We start from the raw sequence: 24,323 nt of genomic DNA on the forward strand, positions 1-24,323 counted from the left end.
GGGCGGGGACCGCCTGGGAGAGACAAGCATGGAATACCTGTGGCAGAAGGACAGCGAGCGCAAGGCGCCCGAACTGGAGCGCGAAAGCTACGACGGCATCATCAATTACCTGGAACACGGCTATCCCAGTTCGCGCGTGCGCTGGCACTGCCACGAAGAATACGAGCTGCACCTGATCGTCGCCACCAGCGGGCGCTTGTTCGTGGGCGACTATATCGGCGAATTCTCGCCCGGCCACCTGGTGCTGACGGGCCCGCGCCTGCCGCACAACTGGATATCCAACGTGATGCCGGAAGGGGGCGTGGCCTTGCGCGACATGATCGTGCAGTTTGCCCACGCGCCGCTGGCCGGTGCCGCGCGCGTCATTCCCGAACTGCGCGAGCTGCTGCCGCTGCTGGAGCGCTCCAGCTATGGCGTGGAATTTTTCGACATGGGCCTTGAGGCCGAGCAGCACCTGGCGCGCATCCGCGCCACGCATGGCGCCGAACGTTTCGCCGCATTCGTGCAGTTAATGAGCAAGCTGGCGCGCACGGCCAACTATCGCTTGCTGTCGAGCGCTTCGCTGCGTTCCTACGACGATGACGCCACCCTGGCCAAGGTGAATGCCGTCCTCAATTACATTACGGACAATTACCGCGAGCCGATTTCGGCGGAAATGCTGGCTGAGCAGGTGGGCATGTCGCTGAGTAAATTCTCGCGCTTCTTCCGCAAGGCGACGGGCAACAGTTTTACGGATTTTCTCAGCCGTTTGCGCATCAACAAGGCCTGCCAGCTGCTGATGGATACGGATCAATACGTATCGAACGTCTGCTATGACGTGGGTTTCCAGAACGTGGCCAATTTCAACCGCCGCTTCCTGCAGGTGAAGGGCGTGACGCCGAAGCAATTCCGGCGCCAGGCCGATGGCCGCTTTGGCGGCATCGGCGGGCCTGTTGCGGATACGCCACGGGCTTGAGGGCTGTCACGGGCTTGTCACTTTGCCCAGTTACTCTCCACGGCTTCAATCCCACTTTAGCCGAGGAATGCATGAACGCTGCTGTAACGTCGACCCCGAAACTGACCCTGCTGGCCATCGCCGCCAGCCTGTGCCTGTCCGCCTGCGGCGGCAGCGATAGTACGCCGGTGGAACCGGCCAAGCCCGTTGCGCAGACGGGCGTGTTCCTCGACGGCGCGGTGGAAGGTCTCGATTACGTGGCCGGCAGCGCGGCCAAGGCCAGCACCAATGCCAAGGGCGAATTTACTTGCAACCCGGGTGATACGGTGGCCTTCAGCGTGGGCGGCCTGGCCCTCGGCTCGGCCCCATGCGGCGCCGTCGTCACGCCGCTGGCGCTGGCCGCCAGCACGAATGTGGCGGACGACAAGGTCGTCAATCGCTTGCTGGCGCTGCAACTGCTCGACGACGACAGCGATCCGTCGAACGGCATCAAGCTGACGGCCGAAGTGAAGGCGGCGCTGGCCGGCAAGACGCTGGACTTTGCCGGTGCTCCGGCCGTCTTCAACACGGCGCTGGCCGCGCATCTGGCAGCGGTGGGCGGGAAATTCGCCGGCCGCACGGTCGATGCCGAGCGCCGCGCCCTTGTGCGCGAGCATTTCGAAGACACGCTCGCCTCGAAGGCGGGCGCACCCGTCAATGAAGCGCTGACGCAAGCCAGTCCGGTGGGCGAAGTGAAAGTCACCGTGACGCGCTACCAGATTCAGGCGGCCGATAAATTCTATGTGCCGTATGAAGGCGCGAACGCGAAGATCAAGGGTGAATTCCCGAACGGCTTCCTGCCGTCGTACGGCTCGGGCCTGGCCTACAAGGGCAAGAATGCCAACGGCGACCTGGAATTCTATGGCTTGACGGACCGTGGCCCGAACGGCGACGGCCCGATCGTGCCCGACCCTTCGGGCAAGGGCACGATCGGCAGCAAGATCTTCCCGTCGCCGAGCTTCACGCCTTCGTTCGGCGTGATCACGGTGGGCAAGAATGGCGCCGTGCTGGGTTCGAGCACGCCGATCAAGGTATCGGCCGCCGTCAACAGCTCGGGCTTGCCCGTGCCCGTGGGGGCAGTGGGCAATTCGGCCGAGATTCCCGTCATGGATGCGATGAAGTTCGACGCCACCGGCAAGGCTGTCTTCAATGCGGGCGGCCTCGATTCGGAAGCCATCGTCGTCGATGCCAAGCGCAATGCGCTGTGGGTGTCCGACGAATACGGTCCCTTCATCGTCAAGATCGATGCGGCTACCGGCATCATCCAGGCCAAATACGAGCCGGGCAAGGGCTTGCCGGCGCTGTTCGCCAAGCGCCGCGCGAACCGCGGCATGGAAGGCATGACCTTAGACACGAGCAACGACAAGCTGTACGCCTTCCTGCAAAGCCCCCTGTCCGACGGTACTGCGCCGTATTCGGTGACGAAGAAGAATGAACAGGTCGAGCGCTTCGCCCGCTTCACGCGCTGGATCGAATTCGACCCGGTGACGGGCACCAGCGGCAAGATGTATGCGTATCCGCTCAATGCCGCCGACTACCTGGATGGCCGCACGGGCAACGCCAAGCTGGGCGACATGGTGGCGCTGGGCGGCGGCAAGTTCCTCGTCATCGAGCAGGGCGCCGCGCCATCGGGCAAGGTGTTCAACAAGCTGATGCTGGTCGAATTGAAGGGCGCCACGGACATTGCGGCCGCCGCTTTCAATGCGACGAGCTCGGACCTGGAAAAGAGCAGCATGGGCGGCGCAGCAGTGAATGGCGCCGACTGGACGGCCGTCACGCCGCTGAAGAAAACCCTGCTGCTGGATTTGAACGCCATCGGCTGGGCTGCGGAAAAGGCCGAAGGCCTGACCCTGATCGACGACTCCACCATCGCGCTGGCGAACGACAATGACTTTGGCCTGAAAACCAAGATCTTTGACGCGAACGGCGTGGAAGTCGATGGCGCCGACGTGACCAAGTGCACGGTCGACGCGAACGGCACCATCGTCACGAGCAGCGCGGCCGGCTGCAATGCCGCCAACACCATCCGCGTGGCGCGCGGCGACGACCGCGAGCGTCCTAGCCGTTTGTGGATCGTGAAGTTCGGCAAGGCGCTCAGTACGTATTGATGTGCTGCTGTGTCGGATTAGCGGCGCTGCGCGCCGCTAATCCGACCTACCATCCACTTGCACGATAAAAAGCCGCGCGGTGCATCTCTGCACCGCGCGGCTTTTTTACGTAGGTCGGATTAGGCCGAAGGCCGTAATCCGACATGTATCCGCTTACTTCTTCGTGTAGGTATTCAACCAATCCAGCACCGTGTGATGCCACAGCAGCGAGTTCGCCGGCTTCAGCACCCAGTGGTTTTCGTCCGGGAAGACCAGCAGCTTGCTCGGGATGCCGCGGCGCTGCAGCGCCGTGAAGGTGCCCAGGCCTTGCGCGGTGGGGATGCGGAAATCCAGGTCGCCCTGCACCACCAGCATCGGCGTCTTCCAGTTCTTCACGAAGTTGACGGGGTTGAACTGCTCGTGTTTGGCCGGTGCGTCGTAGTACGGGCCGCCGTTTTCCCATTCCGTGAACCACAGTTCTTCCGTCGCGTATGCCATGCCGCGCTGGTCGAACACGCCGTCGTGGTTGACCAGGCATTTGAAGCCGTCCGGCCAGTTGCCGGCGATCCAGTTCATCATGTAGCCGCCATACGATGCGCCCAGCGCGCAGCTGCGCTCGCGGTCCAGCCATGGAAACTTCTTGGTGGCCGCTTCCAGGCCCTTTTGCAGGTCGAGCAGCGGCTTGCCGCCCCAGTCGCCGCTGATGGAGTCCGTGAACTTCTGGCCATAGCCGGTGGAACCATGGAAGTCGATGAAGACGGTGGCATAGCCGGCGCCTGCATACACTTGCGGATTCCAGCGGTAGCTCCAGCTGTTGCCAAAGCTGCCTTGCGGGCCGCCGTGGACGAGGAAAGCGACCGGATACTTTTCACCGGCCTTGGCATTCCACGGCTTCATGACGTGACCGTAGACGGTTTCGCCATTCGCGCCAGCGAACGAGAACTGTTCATATTCGCCGAAACGCACGTCGGCCAGCGCCGCCGCATTCTGCTTCGTCAGCTGCACCATCGGCGCGTTTTCCGACTTCGCGTCGAGTTTGCGCGTGTATAGCTGCGCGCCCGACGTCAGGCTCGCTTGCGCCAGCACGATGGTATTGCCGCGCACGTCGAAGTCGCCCACGGCGCCCTTGCCCGTCAGCGCAGCGACCTTGCCGCTGGCCGCGTCGATGTGGAACAGACGGTGCTGGCCCACGTCATCGGCGGCGACGAGGAAAGCCTTGCCATCTGGCGTCCAGCGGAAGTCGGCCACGGAACGGTCCCAGTCGTCGGCCACGGTGCGCTTCTTGCCGGTGGCGACATCCATCAGCACCAGGTGAAAGCGGTCCGCTTCGAAGCCGGGGCGGGTCATGGCGACATAGGCGAGGGTGCGCCCATCGGGCGAATACGTGGCTTTCGCGTCCCAGGCCGGATTGTCAGCCGTGAGGTTGCGCGGCGCCTGGCCGCCAGCGGCAGGAATCGTGTAGACGTCGAAGTTGGTCGACCACGATTCCGTGCGGCCGGCCACGCGCACGGAGAAGGCCACCGTCTTGCCGTCCGGGCTGAAGTGGTATTCGCCGTTGTCGCCGAACGGTTTCGATGGCGCATCGCCATCGAGGGTGCCGCTCAGGCTCACGGGCGCGGCGCTGACCTTGCCGGTGGCATCGATCGGTGCCGAGTACAGCGCGTTGCGGCGGCCATCGGCCCAGGTATCCCAGTGGCGCACGAACATCTGGTCGTAGACCATGCCGCTCGCCTTGTTTTTGGCTTTTTCATCGAGGCGCTTTTTCGTGCAGGCGAGGTCCGCGCAATCGAGGAAAACGCCCATGCTGAAGGCCAGGCGGTCGCCCTGCGGCGACAAGCGGTAGGTATCGACGTCCAGCGCCAGGTCGGTGACCTTGGCCGCTTCGCCGCCAGTCAGGGGCAGTTGCCACACTTGCGAGGAGCCGGAACGGCCGGAGAGGAAGTAGATGGCGTCGCCGTTCGGCGACCATTGCGGGTCGCTGGCGCTGGCATCGCCGCGCGTGAGCTGGCGTGGCGCCGCGTTCGGCGCGCGCAGGTCGATCATCCACAGCTGCGTGTTGCCGCGGTTTTTATCCAGGTTGGTGGTGCGTAGCGTGTAGACGACGCGCGTGGCGTCCGGCGACAGCACGGGGCTGCCCACACGTTCCATGGCCACCATGTCTTCCACGGTGAACCCGCGCGGCGCGGCCAAGGCCGGCACGGCGGCAGTGGTGGCCATGGCGGCACTGAATGCTCCCAAGAGCAGCAGACGTAAACTCATTCAAACTCCCAATGTTATTGCGACGTTGTTGATGTGATATGAACGTGGCCGGCTGTACCGCCGGCAGGCCGACATCATAGCAATAAAGACGCGCCAGCTGCGGGAGTTGACCGCCGGTTAGCCGGCGGGAAGTGCCAGTTGGTCGAGCGCCACGTGGCCCCGGAAACCGCCCTGGCTGGTGGCCGGCAAGCCAGCTTCGATGGCGTGTGCAAAGCGGATGCCGGGGTCCTGTTCCAGCGCGGCCAGCACGCGCGCCGTGTTCGGATAATCGGCCAGGCTGGCCAGTTGCAGCGGTTCGGCCCAGCGCGCCGTGGCGGCCAGGTAGGCGTCGGCGATGCTCGGTGCCGTCTCCGAAGCGAGCCAGGCGCGGCCAGCGAGCAGGCGTTCCAGGTGCGCCAGGCTCTTGTTCACCTTCTCGACGGCCATCTCGCGCCAGACGGCCGCGCGCGCATCGCCATCGGCGGCGCGCGACGCCTGGAAGGCGGGCATGAAGGCCGCGTGAAACGTCGTGTGCAAAAAGGACAGCACGCTGTTCAGGCGGTCGTATTGCGGCGTGCCTTGCGCAAAACCCAGGTCGCTGTTTGGCGCGCGGGCGGCCAGGTGCAGCAGGATCGCCATGCTTTCCAGCAGCGGCGTGCCCGCGTGCGTGAGCAGGGCCGGCGTCTGGCTCAGCGGATTAATGGCGAGAAAGGCCGGATGCAGCTTGCTGGCTGGGTCGCGCGCTTCCACTCTGGCCAAACGATACGGCAAGCCGCTCCATTCGAGGGCGGTGATGGCGGCAAACGAGCAGCCGAACGGGACGCTGTAGATCAGGGTGGTTTCCAATTCGAAACTCCAAGTTGGGTGAGGGAAGGGCAGTCTAAGGGCAATGGTTACTATTTGGAGGAAGGCAGAATAATGTGGTATAGGTACATTTTTTATACCAGGTGGGAAGCAAACCATGAAAGACAATGTCTCCGGCTGCGCCGTGGAAGAAGCCATGCGCTTGCTGGGCGGGCGCTGGAGAACCGTGCTGCTCAGCTATCTGATGGCGGGGCCGAAGCGCTTCAGCGAAATCCGCCGCGCCGTACCGAATATCTCGCAGCGCATGCTGACTCTGGACTTGCGCGCGCTGGAAGAGGCCGGTTTGCTGACGCGCACGATTTACGCGGAAGTGCCCGTCAAGGTGGAATATCGGCTGACGGACGAGGGCTTGCGTCTGCGTGAACTGGTCGAGATGCTACGCGCCATCGGCCTGCGCCTGCGCGGGCAGGCGGATGCGGGCGGCGCCTTTCTCGCACCCGATGGCGAGGATCATTCTCAATAGAAACAGCTGTTGTTATGCAAAGTGCTAGACTGCCGGCCTTAGCTCACTACTCCCGATACCCATGCGCCTGACTTCCTTCGCCCTGACCGCCGCCGCCCTGTTCGCCGCCCTGCCGGCCCAGGCGGCCACCATGCCGACACTCGAACAAATCCACGCCGCCGTGCAGGCGGGCGTGGCCAAGACACAAGCGAAGACGCAGTCGGCCATGCCGTTCGTCATCAAGGTCACCAGCTTGCAGGGTTGTCAGGAGTCGCAGGAAGTGCCGGGTGAAGTGGTGTGCCTGGTGGGCATGAGCGCCGGCATGCGCGATGCGTTTAACGTACTGCCGCTGCGGAACGAGGGCGGCACCTGGGTCGGCGTCGAGCGCAAGAACGCCCAGTTCGTTGGACCGTCGCCGGCCGAGGCGCAAGCGATGATACGCGCCTGGGCCAAGGACGAAGTGGCGCGCAATCCGGAAGCGGCCAAGGACGTGCAGATGCAGGAAGCGCAAAGCACCATGCAGGTCAAGGCAGTCAACGCGTGCGACGTCAAGCGCAAGACGGGCTACCTCGCATGCGATACGGAATTGAGCGTGCCGAGCCGTCCGGATGGCATCAAGACGGAACTGACCTTCATGCTGGACAGCGGCAACTGGCGCTACGTGCCGCGCTAAGCCGCCGGCGGCCACGCCGCTCGCGCATCACCTGACCCTTCTCCCTGCATAGCGCCAGCGAATTTTCGCGACGTCTGGCGCTGGCGCGCGTTTTTCCTTTCCTGCACATCCCTCCTCGGCAGCATGCCGGCAATTCCACGAAATCAATATGGCTTAATTGATATATTTATTGATTAATCATCCATTCGCAATGAAAACGATAGAATTGGTGATTATTGCTGTATATGTTGCGATTTCGCCATATAAACTAATTTATTTGGTTTAATCATTATTTTTGACGTATGATATTGATAATGCGCAAGTAAATGCCGCGATCTGAATGGGTGGAGAACCGTCGTGCTGAAAAAAATAACGAGTAGCGAACTCATGTTGGGAATGTACGTCGAACGCCTCGGCCGCTCCTGGCTTGAGAACCCGTTCTGGAAGCGTTCCTTTTTGCTCGAATCGCCGGCGGACCTGGAGCGTATCCGGGCGGCCCGCCTGAATGAAGTGTGGATCGACACGGCGCGCGGCCTGGTGCCGCCTGAACCTGTTGCCGTTCCTGCAGCCGCCGCAGCCGGCACCGAAGCTGCGGTGCCGGCCGTCTCCGTCCGCGTTGCGCATGTGGCGCCTGCCCTGTCGCGCGAGGCGGAAATGGCGCACGCCCGGCGACTGCTTGAGCGCACGCGCCAGGCCGTGCAGACGATGTTTGACGAAGCGCGCATGGGCAAGGCCTTGGCCGTGGGGCAGGCCTACGCGCTGGTCGACGACATCGCCTCTTCGGTGCTGCGCGGCGGCGGCGTGCTGCTGGGCCTGGCACGCCTGAAAACGGCCGACAACTATACCTATATGCACTCGGTGGCCGTGTGTGCGCTGATGACGGCGCTGGCCAGGGAGCTGGAACTGGCGCCGGAGCAGATACGCTCCGCCGGCCTGGCCGGATTGCTGCACGACATAGGCAAGATGGCCGTGCCGTCCGCCATCCTCAACAAGCCGGGCAGCCTGAGCGAGGCGGAGTTTTCTTCCGTGCGCGCCCATCCGGCGGCCGGCCACCGCATGCTGATCGAGGTGGATGATATCGATCCGGTGGCGCTCGACGTGTGTCTGCACCACCATGAAAAACTCGATGGCAGCGGTTATCCCAAAGGTTTGTGCGGCGAGGAAATCAGCCTGTATGCGCGCATGGGCGCCATCTGCGACGTGTACGACGCGATCACCTCGAACCGGCCGTACAAGCAGGGCTGGTGCCCGGCCGAGTCGCTGCGCCGCATGGCGGCCTGGCGCGGCGGGCATCTGGACGCGACACTGTTTGCCGCCTTCGTTAAATGCCTGGGCATTTATCCGCTGGGCACCCTGGTGCGGCTGCAATCGGAGCGCCTGGCCGTGGTGGTGGGGCAGGCGGCGGGCAAGACGCTGACCTCGCCCAAGGTCCGCGTATTTTTTTCCATCCGCGCCGGCACGTGTATCGCACCCTGCGACATCGACCTGGCGGCGCCGGGTTGCCAAGAGCGCATTGTTTCCACGGAAAACGCTGCCCAGTGGGGCTTGCTGGACGTCGACCGCTACTGGGTCGACGAACCTGCTGTGGCATAGCGGCTGCCACGGCAGGAATAAAGTGTATTTTGTTAATAATAAAATATTAAAATAATGGTGCCAGTGCCGCGTCCGTTTTCCTGTCTGGCGACCGTTCCTTGTCCGCATACCCGTCACCGTACGGGCTACCACTGAGGATGTGACCATGCGACTCAATCTTCCCGTCAACGATACCGAGATCAATCTGAGCGATACCGAGACCATCGTCTCGACTACCGACTTGCAAGGCAATATCACGTATGCGAACCCGTATTTCATCGCCGTCAGCGGTTACAGTGCGGAAGAATTGATCGGTGCGCCGCAAAACATCCTCCGGCATCCGGACATGCCGGTCGAAGCCTTCGCCGATTTCTGGGCCACCATCCGTTCCGGGCGTTCGTGGAGCGGCATGGTGAAAAACCGCTGCAAGGATGGTGATTACTATTGGGTGCTGGCAAACGTGACGCCGGTGGTGGAAGACGGCGTGGCCGTCGGCTACATGTCCGTGCGCACCAAGCCCACGCGCCAGCAGGTGGCGCAGGCGTCGGCCCTGTACGCGCGCATCAAGGCGGGACAAGCGGACGGCATCGCCCTCAGCCAGGGCGCAGCCATGCGCACGGGCTGGCTGGCCAGGGTCGCCAGCCTGCGCGACGTCGCCCTGGGCAAGCGCATCGGCTGGAACCTTGGCTTGCTGAGCCTGATGTTGCTGCTGCAACTGGCGTGGAATGCCGGCGTGTTGCCCGATGCAAGCCACGGCTGGCTGACGGGCCTGTCCGTGCTGGCCTTGTGCGCGACCCTGTATTTCTGGCACAGCTTGCACCGCGCCGTGCTGCAACCGCTGCAGCGGGCGCGCCAGGCCTGCGACGTGATGGCGGGCGGCGACCTGACGGGCGAGCTCGATACCACGCGGCGCGACGAGATGGGGCAGCTGCTGCGTTCCTTGCGCCAGCTGCGCGTGAACTTGCACTCCATCGTCGGCGATGTGCGCGGCAATTTCCTGCGCATCAGCATGGCCAGCCAGGAAATCGCCGCTGGCAATATGGACTTGTCGGGCCGCACGGAAGCGCAGGCATCGGCCCTGGAGCAGACGGCGTCGAGCATGGAGCAACTGGCGGCCACGGTGCAGCAAAACAGCGGCAACGCCGTGCAGGCGAGCGACATGGCGGGCAAGGTGCATGGCCTGGCGGGGCGCGGCGGCGAAATCGTCGGCCAGATGGTGACGATGATGGCGGACATTAACGCTTCGTCAAAGAAGATCGGCGACATCACGGGCATTATCGAAGGCATTGCCTTCCAGACCAATATCCTCGCCCTGAACGCGGCAGTGGAAGCGGCGCGCGCGGGCGACCAAGGGCGTGGTTTTGCCGTCGTGGCGGGCGAGGTGCGCAACCTGGCCCAGCGCAGCGCCTCGGCGGCCACGGAAATCAAGCAATTGATCACGGCATCGCTGGAGCAGGTGCAGGCGGGCGCGAAGCTGGCGCAGCAGGCGGGCGCCAGCAGCGCCGAGATGCTGGGCGCCGTGCAGGGCGTGCACGGCATCATGGAAGAAATCGCCTCCGCCTCGCGCGAACAAAGCCATGGCATCGGCCAGGTCAACATGGCCGTCACGCAGATGGACGAGGTGACGCAGCAGAATGCGGCACTGGTGGAGGAATCGGCGGCCGCCTCCGCGTCGCTGCAAGGCCAGGCCTTGCAACTGGAGCAAGCCATGTCGCTGTTCAAGCTGGAACGGCGGCGCGGCGGCCAGGCTACCCCTTCGCGCGCGCCGGAGCGCCGCGCTACAGTAGGTGCTCTGACAGCGCCTTGAAGTCCACTTGCGGCACGAGAAAGGCAAACGGCCTGGATACGGGCGGCAGTTGCCTCAGCAAGCCGCAGTCGGCGCGCCAGGCCGTCAGCGCTTGCACTTGATCCACATCAACGGGCAAGTCGATTTCACCGAAGACCAGCTTGCCGTTGCGCGGCACGTGCGCGATGGCTGCATCCTGGCAAGCGAGGAAGGCGACGGCGGCGTGCCAGTTGCCGAACAGCGCTTGCCAGTCGGCATCAAGATCATGCTCCACGGTGATGTCCGCCTGCACCTCCAGCGCGGGGGCGCTGCCGGCGCCGCTGGCAATGCTGCAGCGCGCTTGCGTGGCGCTGACTGTCAGCGTCATGGAGTGCGCCAAATGGGTCGGCAGGATATCGCTGAACAGCCGCGTGCCCAGCGCATGGGGCAAGCTGTCCATGATGTTTTTCAAAAAATACACGCAGGGCACGGCGGGCGCATCCGGCGGCGTGTGGTCCAGATAGAAACGCCAGTTGCTTTGCAGGGGCGATGGCAGCAGGCGGCGCAGCGGGCCGGGCAGGGCCGGGCCGAAATGCCCGTGGCGGTAGGTCAGCACGGTAAACGGCGTCTTGCCGTCGCGCTGCCACAAGGCCACACCAGGTGGCAATAATTTCTGCGCGGCAGCGGCGTCGACCAGCCAGCTCACGTACACGACGTCGCGCACGTCGCTGTGCAGGGTCAGGAAGGGCAGGCGCGACATGACGGCCTGGCGCACACTGGCAAAACTCGTGCAATTGGCGAGCGCGGCAAACAATCGCCCCGGCCAGCCCGCGCGCGGGTGGCGATAAGTGTTGTCTTGCAATTGGGAACTTTCGGATGCGGTGATGCAGGCGGACGGCGCCGCCTGCCGGATGCGTTACGTGTTTACTGCATGTGCCAGCCGTGGCTCACTACAATCGACTGGCCGCTCAGTGCCGTCGACGGGAAGGCCGCCAGGAACACGGCCGTTTGCGCCACGTCTTGCGTGGTGGTGAATTCGCCGTCAATCGTGTCTTTCAGCATCACCTTCTTGATCACGTCTTCTTCGCTGATGTTCAGCTGGGCCGCCTGTTCGGGGATTTGCTTGTCGACCAGAGGCGTGCGCACGAAGCCGGGGCAGATGACGTTGGCACGGATGCCGTCCTTGGCGCCTTCCTTGGCCACGACCTTGGCCAGGCCCAGCAAACCATGCTTGGCGGCCACGTAGGCGCTCTTGAACGGCGAGCCTTCGTGCGAGTGCACGGACCCCATGTAGATGATGGCGCCGCCGCGGCCGGCCTTGATCATTTCACGCATGCAGGCGCGCGTGGTGAGGAAGGCGCCGTCCATGTGAATGGCCAGCATCTTTTTCCATTGATCGAACGGGTAGTCGACAACGGGACTGATGATCTGGATGCCCGCGTTGCTGATCAGGATATCGATGCCGCCGAAATGGGCCGCGGCATCGGCCACGCCCTGGTCGACTTGCGCTTCGCTGGAGACATCCATGGCGACGGCAAACGCCTGTCCGCCTGACTGCTTGATTTCCTCGGCCGTCTTGCTGGCCGCTTCCAGGGCCAGGTCGGCGATGACGACCTTGGCGCCTTGTTTTGCGTATTCAATGGCCATTTCCTTGCCGATACCACTGGCGGCGCCGGTAATCAGTGCGACTTTGTCTTTGAGTTGCATATTAATCCTTTGCATTGCGGGTTGGAGTGATCGTGGAAAACCTGACTATGCCAGTATAGCCAGAAAACGCGTCAGGCAGGACCCGCGCACGCCTGCAAGCCGGCTTGCTTCTGCTGTCATTGCTGCAGGCGCCAGGCGCCGGGATTGGTGCCCGCCCAGGTGCGGAACGCGTGGTTGAACGCGCTTTGCTCCTGGTAACCGAGCAGAAAGGCGATGTCGACCAGCGACAGATCCGGCTCGCGCAGATAATCGCGCGCCAGGCCGTAGCGGGTCTGGTCCAGCACGGCCTGGAAGCTGGTGCCCGCGTCGGCCAGCTTGCGCTGCAAGGTGCGCGGCGTGACGGCCAGTGCGGCGGCAACGCTGGCCAGCCGGGCCGAGCCCTGGCGCAAGCCCGCGACGATGGCCGCGTGCACTTGCGCCTCGATGCCGGCGCCGCTTCCCGCTGCGGCCTGGCGCTGCGCCAGCAACTGTTCCGCATGCTGGCACAGCACGGGGTACAGGCTGACGTCGGCGTTCGGCACGGGCCAGTCCAGCAATTGCGCGTCGAAGGTGGCCGTGTTGGCGGCGGCGTTGAAGGCGGGCAGGCTGCCCAGCACGCGCACGTATTCGCCGCGGTGCGTGGCGTGGCGCAGCAGCTCGCCGCCGCCATCATGGGTGAATGCCAGTTTGGCCGGCGGCAGCGGCATGCCCGCCAGCCAGTCGCCGCTGACTTTGACGCCGGCAAAGACGCTGTCGACCAGGTGCCGGCTGGCGCCCGGGTAATTGCTGGCCCAGCGGTAGTGCGCGATGGCGCCGTCGCGCTGCAGCGTCGAGCGGCCCAGGTCGTGCGCCAGCCGTTCGTAGCGGGCCGTCTGTTCCAGCGCCTGGCCCACGTTCTTGCAACTGAGTAAAATCAAGCCGTAGGCGCTGTAGGTACCCATGCGTACGCGCTGGCCCACGTGCAGGCCGAAATGCGCGTCGCCCGCCAGCTTTGCGCCCGCATCGAGCAAGCGCACGTAGTCGCGCGCGGCCAGGCTGGTCGCGGACGCTTCCAGGCTGTGCGGCGGCACGCCTGCCGCTTGCGCCAGGGTGGCTGCCGCGATGCCGTGCGCGCCGGCCGCTTCGAGCAGCGGCAGCAGATAGGCGCCGGCGACACGGCCGTCAGTACTTGTCATGATGGAACAATGCGATTGTCATGAAAAACCAATACCCTTGGCCTGTGGCGGCATATTCTGTTGAGAAGGCAAGGACAGTATAGCAAGCCGCCGTGGCGCGCAACTGGCCAAACACAGGGGATGTCAATGCAACGCTGGAATGGCTGGGGAGATGACGGCATCACGTATGCGCTGAGCGGGGAGGCGCTGGCATTCCTGGGCGAGCGCCTGGGGCCGGGCAGCGCCATTGCCGATGCCACCTTCGATGACGCCTGCGCCCAGGTGCCCGCGTCGCGCCTGGCGCCGCATCCGCTGGTCGATACCTTGCCTGCCACGCGGGTGCGCCATGCGCTCGGTCAAAGCCTGCCCGACTGGTTCAAATTGCGCCACGGCCGCATCGGTGCCGTGCCCGATGGCGTGGCCTTTCCCGACAGCGCGCTGCAGGTGCGCCAGCTGCTCGACTACGCGCGCCAGGCTTGCGTGGCCGTGATACCGCACGGTGGCGGCACCAGCGTGGCCGGGCATTTGACGGTGGCGGCGGGGTCGCGTCCCGTGCTGGCGCTGAGCCTTCGGCGTTTGTCTGCGCTGGGCCACCTGGACCGCGAAGCGCAGCTGGCCACGTTTGGCGCGGGCGTGTATGGCCCCGACCTGGAAGCGCAGTTGCGCGCGCAGGGCTATACCCTGGGCCATTATCCGCAGTCGTTCGAATATTCCACCCTGGGCGGCTGGATCGCCACGCGCTCGTCGGGCCAGCAATCGCTGCGCTATGGCCGCATCGAGCAGCTGTTCGCGGGCGGCGAGGTGGAAACGCCGTCCGGCACCCTGACGATTCCCACGTTTCCCGCGTCGGCGGCCGGCATCGACCTGCGCGAAATGGTGCTCGGCTCCGAGGGGCGGCTGGGCATCCTGACGCAGGCCACGGTGCGCATCTCGCCGCTGCCGCCCTACGAAGCATTCCATGCCGTGTTTTTCGCCGACTGGGGCCAGGCACAGGGGGCGGTGCGGACGCTGGCCCAGTCGCGCCTGCCCCTGTGCATGCTGCGCCTGTCGAACGCGCTCGAAACGCAAACCATGCTGACCCTGGCCGGGCATAAAAAACTGGTGGGACTGCTGGAACGCTATTTGTCCCTGCGCGGCTGCGGTGAAGGCAAGTGCATGCTGATGCTGGGCGTCAGCGGAGAGGCCGGCCCCGCGCGCGCGGCCCTGCGCGGCGCGCTGGCGCTGGCGCGGCGGCACAAGGGCGTGCACGTGGGACGCCACATGGGCGATAAATGGAAGCAGGGGAGATTTCGCAACGTCTACCTGCGCAATGGCGCCTGGGAACACGGCTATGTCATCGACACGGTGGAAACGGCCGTCGACTGGCCCCGCGTGACGGCCATGATGGCGGCGCTGGAGCAGGCGGGCACCGATGCGCTGGCCGCGCACGGCGAGCGGGTGCACGTCTACACGCACCTGTCGCACGTGTATGCGCAGGGCGCCAGCGTCTACACCACCTATGTGTACCGGCTGGGGCCCACGTACGAGGACAACATGGCGCGCTGGCGTACCTTGAAACGCGCGGCCGGCGCCGCCATCGTCGCCAACGGCGGCACCATCAGCCACCAGCATGGCGTGGGCACGGACCACGCGCCGTGGCTGGTGGCCGAAAAGGGAGAACTGGGCATCGCCGCCATGCGCGCGCTGCTGCGCCAGTTCGACCCGCAGGGCATGATGAACCCGGGCAAACTGCTGCCTGACGCGGGAATCGGATTGTGAACAGGGCGGATTTGCCCGGCATCCTGGCGCGCGAGTGGGAGGTGCTGGTCGTCGGCGGCGGCATCACGGGCGCCGGCATCCTGCTCGAAGCGGCGCGGCGCGGCTTGACGGCCCTGCTGGTGGAGCAGCGCGATTTCGCCTGGGGCACGTCGAGCCGCTCCTCGAAGCTGGTGCATGGCGGCTTGCGCTACCTGAAACAGGGCCAGTTCGCGCTGACGCGCGAATCGGTGCATGAGCGGCAAGCTTTGCTGACGGATGCGGCGGGGCTGGTCGACCCGCAGGGCTTTGCCTTTGGCGACTACACGGGCAGGAAACCGGGGCGGCGCCAGTTCATGCTGGGCCTGGCCATCTATGACGTGATGGCGGGCCGGCGCGCGCGCCGCTATGTCGACGCGGCGGACTTTGCCATGCTGGCGCCGCACGTCCGGCGCGACGGCTTGCAGGGCGGTATGCTGTACCAGGACGCCAAGACGGACGACGCGCGCCTGGTGCTGCGCGTGCTGCAGGAAGCGCGCCGCCATGGCGGCGTGGCCGTCAATTACCTGGGCGTGGCGTCCTTGCTGCGTGACGGTGGCAAGGTCGCCGGCGCCACCTTGACCGATGCGCTCGATGGCAGGGCATTGACCGTGCGCGCGCGCCTCGTGATCAGCGCCACGGGCGCCTGGGCCGACGGCTTGCGCGGCCAGGTGGGAGAGCCGCCTAAACTGCGGCCCCTGCGCGGCAGCCATCTGCTGCTGCCTGCCTGGCGGCTGCCGCTGGCGCAAGCCGTCAGCCTGATGCACCCGCATGATGGCCGTCCCGTGTTTGCGTATCCGTGGGAGGGCGTGACCCTGGTGGGCACCACCGATGTCGACCACGGCGCCAGCCTGGACGAAGAACCGGCCATCACGCGCGGCGAACTTGCGTATCTGCTGGCCGCCTTGCAGTGGCAGTTCCCGCAGCTGGCGCTGGGTGAAGGCGACGTGCTGGCCACGTTTGCCGGCGTGCGTCCCGTCATCGGCAGCGGCCAGCTTGACCCGTCGAAGGAAGCGCGCGAACATGCGCTATGGCTGGAAAACGGCTTGCTGACGGTGGCCGGCGGCAAGCTGACGACGTTTCGCGTGATCGCCCTCGACGCATTGCGCCGCGCCGCGCCGCTGCTGCCTGGCTGGCAAGCGGATTTGCGCCCCTTGCCGATTTTCGACACGACGCCGCCCTTGTCGGGCAAGGCCCTGGTGCTCGATGCCGAGCAGCGCGAAAGGCTGCTGGGTCGCCATGGCGCGTGGGCGCAGGCGCTGTGCGATGCGGCGCACGATGGCGAACTGGCGCCGATTCCCGGCACGCAGACCCTGTGGGCGCAGCTGCGCTGGGGCGCGCGCATGGAGGACGTGCAGCACCTGGACGACTTGCTGCTGCGGCGCACGCGCCTCGGTTTGCAGCTGGCCGGCGGCGCGCTTGCTATCATGCCGCGCTTGCGCGCCATCTGCCAGCGTGAACTGGGCTGGGACGACGCGCGCTGGGAAGAAGAGCAGCAGCGTTACCTGGCCCTGTGGCGCCGCCATTACAGCGTGCCGCAAGGCGAATGAAGCACGATAAATATAAAAAGGAGAGCATCATCGAGACCACCCTGTTTGGCCAGCCCCTGGACCTGGGCGACGCGCGCATCACCTACGACAGCCTGTCCCCGCTGGACTTGCGCCAGAGCGTGGACGTCCTCGTCGACGACCTGGGCGAAGACCTGCTGCAAATCACGTGCGCGAATGGCGACATCGTCGACGTGGGCTGGTATCCGGCCTGGAACGAACAGGGACGCTTGCGCGTGGTGGCCGTGCGGGGGCAGGACTGGGAAGCGCCTGTCTTCAGCGCCCGGCCGGAAAAAGATCCGCAGGCGCTGCTGGCCGCGCTGCGCGCCGCGCTGGCCAGCCTGGCATAAGCCATGGCCTCCTTGGCGGGCGACGGCCCGTATATCCTTGCCATCGACAATGGCACGCAAAGCGTGCGTGCGCTGCTGTTCGACCGGGACGGCAATCTGGCGGCGAAGGCGCAAGTGTTCCTGGAAGCGTATTACTCCGACCACCCGGGCTGGGCCGAGCACGACGCCGACGGTTACTGGCAAGCCGTGTGCGCAGCGTGCCAGCAGCTGTGGCGCGGCACCGTCATTGAAAAATCGTCGGTCGCCGGCGTGGCCGTCACCACGCAGCGCGGCACGGTGGTCAACGTGGATGAAGAGGGACAAGCCCTGCGGCCCGCCATCACCTGGCTGGACCAGCGCAGCACGCGCGACATCCCCCAGCTGGCGCCGTGGTGGCGCGCGCTGTTTCGCGCCACGCGCCTCGATGGCACGATCGCGTATTTTCGCCGCGAAGCCGAGATCAACTGGATCAGCGCGCACCAGCCCGACATCTGGCGCCGCACGCACAAATTCCTGCTGCTGTCGGGCTTTTTGAACCACCGCCTCTGCGGGCGCCACATCGATTCGACGGGCTCGCAGGTGGCGTACATCCCGTTCGACTACAAGCGCCACGCCTGGGCCGGGCGCTTCGACTGGAAGTGGCAGGCGCTGGCGATCAAGCCGTCCATGCTGCCCGAGCTGGTGGCGCCGGGCACGCGCATGGGTGCCATCACGGCAGCGGCCGCCGCGGCGACGGGCATTTTGGAAGGCACGCCTTTGCTGGCGGCGGCCGCCGACAAGGCGTGCGAAGTGCTGGGCGCCGGCTGCGTCGAACCGCATGTGGCGTGCCTGAGCTACGGCACCACGGCCACCATCAACACGACCAACCGCAAGTACGTGGAAGTGACGCGCTTCATTCCGCCGTATCCGGCCGCCATGCCGGGCGCCTACAGCACGGAAGTGCAGATTTTTCGCGGCTACTGGATGGTCAACTGGTTCAAGGAGCAGTTCGGCGACCGCGAACGGGCGGCGGCCGCCGAAGATGGCACGGGCCTGTCTGCCGAAGCGCTGTTCGACCGTTTGGTCGAGGCCGTGCCGCCTGGCTCCATGGGCTTGATGCTGCAGCCGTACTGGAGTCCCGGCATCAAGGTGCCGGGGCCGGAAGCGAAGGGCGCCATGATCGGCTTTGGCGACGTGCACACGCGCGCGCACATCTACCGCGCCATCCTCGAAGGCCTCGCGTATGCGCTGCGCGAAGGCAAGGAGCGCATCGAGCGGCGTAGCGGCATGGCCATTACGGAGCTGCGCATCGCGGGCGGCGGCTCGCAAAGCGACGCGGCCATGCAGCTGACGGCCGACATCTTCGGCTTGCCGGCCGCGCGCGCCCACGTGTATGAGAGTTCGGGCCTGGGCGCGGCCATCGCCGCCAGCGTGGGCCTGGGCTGGCATGCGGACTTTCCCTCCGCCGTGCAGGCGATGACGCGCAAGGGCAAGGTATTCCATCCCCATCCCGAGCATCGCAAAATCTACGAGCAGCTGTACCGGCGCGTGTACCAGAAAATGTATGCGCGGCTGCAGCCGCTGTACCGCGAGATCGCCGACATTACCGGCTATCCGGAATAACTAGGCATTAAATCGTATTGCGAATCATTCGCATCCGATATATGATGTGTTCCGCATTTCACTAAGGCAATTTATCCCGGTGACTGCAGTGCGCCGCCGGCCATGCGCCGGCGGCGTATCCGCGCGGGCAGAGTTCCGCCGCAACGCTTCCTTCAACGCCGCCGCTTGATCGTGCACCGCCTGTCCTCTGCCCAGCATTTTCATTCCAGCAGCATCGAGCAGCAAGCAAACCCAGGCAAGGATAGCGATGAAGAGCAGCAGCAAACAAGGATGGACCCCGCTGGCCGCCGCACTGGCGCTGGCATTGGGCGGTGCGCACGGCCCTGCGTGGGCGGCAGCGAAGGCTGACAAGGCCGAGAAGGCCGACGCCGTGCAGATGCCCTCGATCAGCGTGTTTGGCGACGCCATCAGCGCCGGCACGGCCGGGCGTTCGTACATCAACAGCGCCGACATCGAGCGCCAGCAGGCCGACAATGTCGCTTCGCTGCTCGACACCTTGCCAGGCGTGGACCTGGCCGGCACGGCCCGTCCCAGCGGCCAGAGCCTCAATATCTGGGGTTTTAATAAAGTGCAGGATGTGAAAGTCATCCTCGACGGCGTGCCCAAGGGCTTCGAGAAATACCGCCAGGGCTCCATCTTCATCGAGCCGGAACTGATCAAGCAGATCGAGGTGAACAAGGGCGCGCATACGAGCTTGTATGGCAACGGCGGCTTCGGCGGCGTCATCACGGTCGAGACCAAGGATGCGCAAGACTTGCTGGAAGGCGGCGAGAGCGTGGGCGCCATGCTGAAGTATTCGCGCCATTCGAACAATGCGGAAAACGACGCCACCGTGGCCGTGTATGGCCGCACGCAAGACGGCCGCTTCGACGCGATGGCCTTTACCACGCAGCGCAAGTCCGATGATTTGCGCAAACCCGATGGCAAGCCATTCCGCTTTTCCGCCATCGACGCGCCATCGAGCCTGGCCAAGCTGAACATCCGGCTGACGCCGGAGCAGCTCTTGACCCTGACGGCGATGAAGAGCGGCAGTTCGGGCTGGGGCCCGTTCGCGGCCATGGGCGAAGACGTGCCCACGCCAACCGAGGCGGAAATCAAAAAATACGGGCTGGAAGAGGCGTGGCAGCGCAAGGCCGTGTACCGCGACCAGGACGACGACACGTATTCGGTGAAATGGCAGTACGCGCCGCAGAACAATCCATGGATCAAGCTGACGGCCAGCGCCGGCTATTCGCACACGGACCAGCATGACAAGCGCTTGCCATCGGCTTCGCTCGGTTCCTATCTGGGTTCGCTGGGCAACGAGAGCTGGGCTTCGTATGTGGACCGCATCGCCGAGGTGCGCAACGAGAGCGTGTTTAGCACGGGCGCCGTGTCGCACGTGCTGCAAACGGGCCTGCAGTGGCACAAGAACGTGCGCGATACCCTGATGTACTACCCGTCGTCGACGGCGCTGAAGGACCCCAGCTATAACTACGGCTACTTCCAGCCCTACTACATGCCGGCCGGGCGCCAGGAAACCACGGGCCTGTACCTGCAGGATGCGATGACGTATGGCGACCTGACGCTGACGGCGGCGCTGCGCCACGACAGGGTCGTCTCCGAGGGCGTGCCGAACAAGGCGTCGCGCTACAACAGCCCGCTGCCGGCCGCCGGCCACGATTTCAGCGAGAAAGTGCATGCAGACTGGTCGCCCCGCCTGGGCCTGTTCTGGAAGGCGTCCGCCAGCATGGCGCTGTTCGGCGACTTGAGCCGCACCTGGCGCGCGCCGACCATCGACGAGATGTATTCGAATGAATATTATGTGTCGCCGCGGCTCGGTTCATCGACGCCTGGCACCAGCCGCAACCTGGCCGTCGAGCGCGTGACGGCCGTGCGCGCGGGCGCCATGCTGCACCGCCAGAACGTCTTCATGGAGCGCGACGACGCGCAACTGCGCCTGACGGTCTACCGCAACCGCGTCAGCGACAATATCGGCCCGCGCCTGGGCATCCTGATCGAAGGCTATGTGCCGGGATCGGGCAAGGTGCCGCCGGCGCTGTCCGACTACCGCAACCTGGCAGGTTTCCACACGCAGGGCGTGGAGGTCGAATCCTATTACAACTCGCCGCGCCTGTTTGCCAGCGCTTCGCTGTCGAAGCAGCGCGGCACGCGCAGCGGTACCCAGCGCGACCCGTGGGGCCGGGACGAACCCGTATCGACGATTGCGCCGGACAAACTGATGGCGGGCCTGGGCTGGCGCATGCCCGACCTGGGCGCCAGCATGGGCTGGCAGGGCCGCTTCGTGGCGAAGCAGGAGCGCGTGCTGCCGGTGGGCAGCGTGTACCGCCTGCCGCCGTCGAAAGGCTATGCGCTGCATACCCTGTTCGCGTCGTGGAATGGCCGGCAAGGCGTGTGGCGCGGCACGGAAGTGCGGTTGACGGTTGATAATGTCTTTAACCGCAATTACATGCCGTATCTGAGCGAAGCGGTTACCGGCGTGGGGCGCAATGCGAAGCTGAGCGTGTCGCGTAAGTTTTGATTAATTTTAGGAACAGCGGGCCGGAGACGCGGGCCTGAGAAAATGCCGATGGCGGCGTTGCAGCTTCCTTGCCGTACTTGCGTACTGTCTGCGTCGCTGCGCCTTGCCCTCGACATTTTTCAGGTCCGCTTGGCCCGGGGTGCCTTTGTTTGTGACTTGGGCCTACTCCCGGTCCGTTGCATGTTCCGTTGAACTTCCAACTTCCAACTTCCAACTTCCAACGTCAACGTAGAACCAATGCCTTGACCGTTTTCCATGCCGTGCTGCCCGACTGCGTGGCGCAGACCTGGTTGCGGCCACCTTCCTTGGCCACGTACAGGGCGCGGTCGGCGGCGACGAACAGGGCTTCGCGGTCGTCCAGCTGGTGCGGGTGGATGGTCGCCACGCCGATGCTGACGGTGATCCACGGCGAGGTGGCGGAGCGCGGGTGCGGCAGTTGCAGTGCTTCGATGTGGGTGCGGATGGCTTCGGCCAGTTGCAGGGCGCCGTCGGCATCCGTGTCGGCGCACAGCATGACGAATTCCTCGCCGCCGTAGCGGGCTGCCAGGTCGCCCGGGCGGGCGGCATGCGAGGCGATCGCTTGCGCCACCTGCTGCAGGCAGCTGTCGCCGGCCGGATGGCCCAGGCTGTCGTTGTACAGCTTGAAATGGTCGACGTCGAGCACCACCAGCGACAGGGCGCCGCCGCCGCGCACGGCGCGCTGCCACTCCTTTTCCAGGAAGCTGTCGAAATGCCGGCGGTTGGCGATCTGCGTCAGCGGGTCGAGGTAGGCGGCGCGCTGCAGCGCGTCTTCCGACTGCTTGTGGTGCGTGATGTCGTGCAGCAGGCCGATATACAGGGGCTGGCGCAGATACATGGGCGTCAAGGTCAGGTCCATGCTCAGCGCCTCGCCATTGCGGTGGCGGATCGCCACTTCGCGCGTGCCGTGGTTGTGCGCCTTTTCCGGATTGGCCGCGTGCATGGCGAAGTAATCGAGATATTCCTGAGTCACCAGGGGGCTGAGCAGTTCAGCGATCGAGCGTCCGGCCAGTTCGTTTTCGCGGTAGCCCAGGTACTGGTCGCAGGCCGGGTTGGTGTACTGGATGCGCCCGTCCGCTTCGATGATCAGCAAGCCTTCGGCCATGTTGTTGACGATGGTGCGCAGGCGCTCGGCCTGCTCCTGCTGGGTTTCATTGCTGCTGCGGATGTGCAGCTGGGCGCGCACGCGCGCGCACACTTCGGCCATGCGCAGCGGTTTGCTGATGTAGTCGACGGCGCCGCAGTCGAAACCGGCCACCACGTCTTCCGTCTCCGTCCTGGCGCTCATGAAGATGACGGGAATGCCCTGCGTCAGCGGATGCTGCTTGAGGCGGCGGCAGGTTTCGATGCCATCCATGTCCGGCATCAGCACGTCGAGCAGGATCAGGTCCGGATGGACGCGCTGGGCAATCGCCAGCGCCCGCTCGCCGGACGTGGCGACATAGGTTTGATAACCCTGTTCGCTCATCAGCTTGCGCAGCAGCTCAAGGTTGGCCGGCGCATCGTCGACAATCAAAATGGCGGCGTTGCGCCGCTGGGAATGCTCCACACTGCCTGGATTCATTGCTTCCGGCCTTCTCGATGTACTCTGCGCTGCCAGCGATTACTGCATTTTCCGTGATGCTGACCGGGTTCATTTGGATACAGCAGTCAAATCATACCGCCTTGCCAATTTTTTGGGTGGAAAAATCAACGTTGCGCGAGATGGTAAAATGGTATCTTTATGCTATTTTTAAGAAAAAATACACGCAGTTGCTGTCGCGAAGGCGGTTTTTGGACGAAAAAGACGCGTGCCCCCGGCGCCGGGGGCAGCAGTGACACGCCCCGCAGCTGCGGGGCGTGAAAGGAACCATTACATTTTTGCGGCGATCAGTTTGCCCAGGATGGCGATGCCTTCGCGGATGCGTTCCGGCGGCACCGTCACGAACGACAGGCGCAGCGTGTGCGTGTCCGGCGTGTTCGCGTAGAACGGCGCACCCGGCACGAAGGCGACCTTGTTGGCGATGGCTTCATCGAGCAGTTTCATCGCGTCGATGTGCTTCGGCAGGGTGACCCAGATGAACATGCCGCCTTCCGGGCGGGTCCAGGTGACGCCGGCAGGGAAGTGCTCTTCCAGCGCCGACAGCATGGCCTGGCACTGGTTGCCGTACAGGTTGCGGATGCTGGGGATATGCCGGTCCAGGAAGCCATCCTTGATGACTTCATGCACGACCATCTGCGTCAGCTGCGAGGTGTGCAGGTCGGCCGCCTGCTTGGCCAGTTCCAGGCGGCGCACCAGCGGCGCCGGCGCCACCACGTAGCCGAGGCGGATGCCGGGCGTGAGCACTTTCGAGAACGAACCCATATAGATCACGCCATCGGGATTCATGTTGATCATCTTCGGATACGGCTCGCCGCTGTAGCTCAGGGCGCCGTACGGATCATCCTCGATCAGCGGCAGGCCGTGGCGGGCGCAGGTTTCCACCAGTTCCACGCGGCGCGCCACGGACAGGCTGCGGCCCGTCGGGTTCTGGAAGTTCGGCAGCGCGTACAACAGGCGCGCGCCATCGGCGACGGGGTCGATCGACGACGGCACCAGGCCTTCGTCATCGGTGTCGACGGAAACGAATTCGGGACGGTAGACGGAAAACGCCTGCAGGGCGCCCAGGTAGCTGGGGGTTTCTACCAGCACCTTGCTGCCTTCGTCGATCAGGACCTTGCCCAGCAAGTCCAGCGCCTGCTGCGAGCCGGACGTCATCAGTACCTGTTCCGGCATGATGGTGCTGCCATTGCCCGAGAGCGAATCGGCGATCCACTGGCGCAGCGGCAGGTAGCCGTCGGTGGGGCCGTATTGCAGGGCCACCTTGCCATTGTTCGACAGGACCTTGTCGAAGGCGGTCTTCATTTCTTCGACGGGGAAGGTGGCGGGCGAGGGCAGGCCGCCGGCAAACGAGATGATCTCGGGACGCTGCGTGATCTTCAGGATTTCGCGGATGAACGAGCTTTGCAGCTGTTCCGCGCGTTCGGCAAAGCGCCATTGGATCGGATTCGGATTTTCAATTTTCATACGAGTCTCACAGAAGATGCCGAGCTGCGCCGGCTGGATTTGTTGGCCCGCTTG

General features: G+C 64.7%; 18 protein-coding genes. 11 read left to right on the plus strand and 7 right to left on the minus strand.

Annotated elements, in window-relative coordinates:
* Positions 1-28 precede the first annotated feature (28 nt).
* Positions 29-955, plus strand: a complete 927-nt coding sequence (locus tag CLU91_RS25420) for a helix-turn-helix domain-containing protein (protein WP_100876338.1) — start codon at positions 29-31, stop codon at positions 953-955.
* Between the two features lie 71 nt (positions 956-1,026).
* On the plus strand, positions 1,027-3,081 hold the full coding sequence (locus tag CLU91_RS25425) for an esterase-like activity of phytase family protein (RefSeq protein WP_100876339.1): 2,055 nt from the start codon (positions 1,027-1,029) through the stop codon (positions 3,079-3,081).
* Positions 3,082-3,234: 153 nt separating this feature from the next.
* Here CLU91_RS25425 and CLU91_RS25430 read toward each other — a convergent pair whose 3' ends face one another.
* Entirely contained in the window at positions 3,235-5,319 is a 2,085-nt protein-coding gene (locus CLU91_RS25430; protein WP_100876340.1) for a S9 family peptidase, read from the minus strand.
* Between the two features lie 117 nt (positions 5,320-5,436).
* Positions 5,437-6,144 carry a glutathione S-transferase family protein gene (locus CLU91_RS25435; protein WP_100876341.1) on the minus strand — a complete coding sequence of 236 codons (708 nt, stop codon included), beginning with the start codon at positions 6,142-6,144 and terminating at the stop codon, positions 5,437-5,439.
* Positions 6,145-6,259: 115 nt separating this feature from the next.
* On the opposite strand from CLU91_RS25435, the gene CLU91_RS25440 reads away from it, so the two are divergent.
* The 4 genes from CLU91_RS25440 to CLU91_RS25455 all read left to right on the plus strand — a co-directional run bounded on the left by CLU91_RS25440 (position 6,260) and on the right by CLU91_RS25455 (position 10,635).
* Positions 6,260-6,625, plus strand: coding sequence for a winged helix-turn-helix transcriptional regulator (locus tag CLU91_RS25440; RefSeq protein ID WP_051959517.1), 366 nt, complete (start codon positions 6,260-6,262; stop codon positions 6,623-6,625).
* 61 nt (positions 6,626-6,686) lie between these two features.
* Positions 6,687-7,277, plus strand: coding sequence for a hypothetical protein (locus CLU91_RS25445; protein ID WP_100876342.1), 591 nt, complete (start codon positions 6,687-6,689; stop codon positions 7,275-7,277).
* 336 nt (positions 7,278-7,613) lie between these two features.
* Entirely contained in the window at positions 7,614-8,849 is a 1,236-nt protein-coding gene (locus CLU91_RS25450; protein ID WP_100876343.1) for an HD-GYP domain-containing protein, read from the plus strand.
* A 145-nt stretch (positions 8,850-8,994) separates the two neighbouring features.
* Entirely contained in the window at positions 8,995-10,635 is a 1,641-nt protein-coding gene (locus tag CLU91_RS25455) for a methyl-accepting chemotaxis protein (RefSeq protein ID WP_100876344.1), read from the plus strand.
* Here CLU91_RS25455 and CLU91_RS25460 read toward each other — a convergent pair.
* From CLU91_RS25460 to CLU91_RS25470, 3 genes are all read right to left on the minus strand, one after another.
* Positions 10,607-11,455: a DUF2071 domain-containing protein gene (locus tag CLU91_RS25460; protein WP_100876345.1), complete on the minus strand. Its 849-nt coding sequence runs from the start codon at positions 11,453-11,455 to the stop codon at positions 10,607-10,609. The two genes, CLU91_RS25455 and CLU91_RS25460, sit on opposite strands and share 29 nt — an antisense overlap.
* A 62-nt stretch (positions 11,456-11,517) precedes the next feature.
* Positions 11,518-12,300 (minus strand): 3-hydroxybutyrate dehydrogenase, encoded by a 783-nt coding sequence (locus CLU91_RS25465; protein ID WP_100876346.1) that lies wholly within the window; start codon positions 12,298-12,300, stop codon positions 11,518-11,520.
* 116 nt (positions 12,301-12,416) lie between these two features.
* Positions 12,417-13,454 carry an AraC family transcriptional regulator gene (locus CLU91_RS25470; protein WP_100876347.1) on the minus strand — a complete coding sequence of 346 codons (1,038 nt, stop codon included), beginning with the start codon at positions 13,452-13,454 and terminating at the stop codon, positions 12,417-12,419.
* Positions 13,455-13,580: 126 nt separating this feature from the next.
* Between CLU91_RS25470 and CLU91_RS25475 the strand changes: the two genes are divergently transcribed.
* From CLU91_RS25475 to CLU91_RS25495, 5 genes are all read left to right on the plus strand, one after another.
* On the plus strand, positions 13,581-15,191 hold the full coding sequence (locus CLU91_RS25475) for an FAD-binding oxidoreductase (protein WP_100876348.1): 1,611 nt from the start codon (positions 13,581-13,583) through the stop codon (positions 15,189-15,191).
* Entirely contained in the window at positions 15,188-16,756 is a 1,569-nt protein-coding gene (locus CLU91_RS25480) for a glycerol-3-phosphate dehydrogenase/oxidase (RefSeq protein WP_100876349.1), read from the plus strand. The genes CLU91_RS25475 and CLU91_RS25480 overlap by 4 nt, the downstream gene beginning before the upstream one ends.
* Entirely contained in the window at positions 16,753-17,103 is a 351-nt protein-coding gene (locus tag CLU91_RS25485; RefSeq protein WP_100876350.1) for a hypothetical protein, read from the plus strand. Before CLU91_RS25480 ends, CLU91_RS25485 begins: the two co-directional genes overlap by 4 nt.
* Before the next feature lie 3 nt (positions 17,104-17,106).
* Positions 17,107-18,684, plus strand: coding sequence for an FGGY-family carbohydrate kinase (locus tag CLU91_RS25490; protein ID WP_100876351.1), 1,578 nt, complete (start codon positions 17,107-17,109; stop codon positions 18,682-18,684).
* Positions 18,685-18,931: 247 nt separating this feature from the next.
* The gene (locus tag CLU91_RS25495) at positions 18,932-21,205 is read left to right on the plus strand and encodes a TonB-dependent hemoglobin/transferrin/lactoferrin family receptor (RefSeq protein ID WP_100876352.1); all 2,274 of its coding nucleotides are present in this window, start codon (positions 18,932-18,934) and stop codon (positions 21,203-21,205) included.
* A gap of 223 nt (positions 21,206-21,428) precedes the next feature.
* Here CLU91_RS25495 and CLU91_RS25500 read toward each other — a convergent pair whose 3' ends face one another.
* Entirely contained in the window at positions 21,429-22,787 is a 1,359-nt protein-coding gene (locus CLU91_RS25500; RefSeq protein ID WP_100876353.1) for a diguanylate cyclase domain-containing protein, read from the minus strand.
* A gap of 288 nt (positions 22,788-23,075) precedes the next feature.
* Positions 23,076-24,269, minus strand: a complete 1,194-nt coding sequence (locus tag CLU91_RS25510) for an aminotransferase-like domain-containing protein (RefSeq protein ID WP_100876355.1) — start codon at positions 24,267-24,269, stop codon at positions 23,076-23,078.
* Positions 24,270-24,323: the final 54 nt, after the last annotated feature.

The organism is Janthinobacterium sp. 64 (assembly GCF_002813325.1).
Classification (GTDB): Bacteria; Pseudomonadota; Gammaproteobacteria; order Burkholderiales; family Burkholderiaceae_D; genus Janthinobacterium.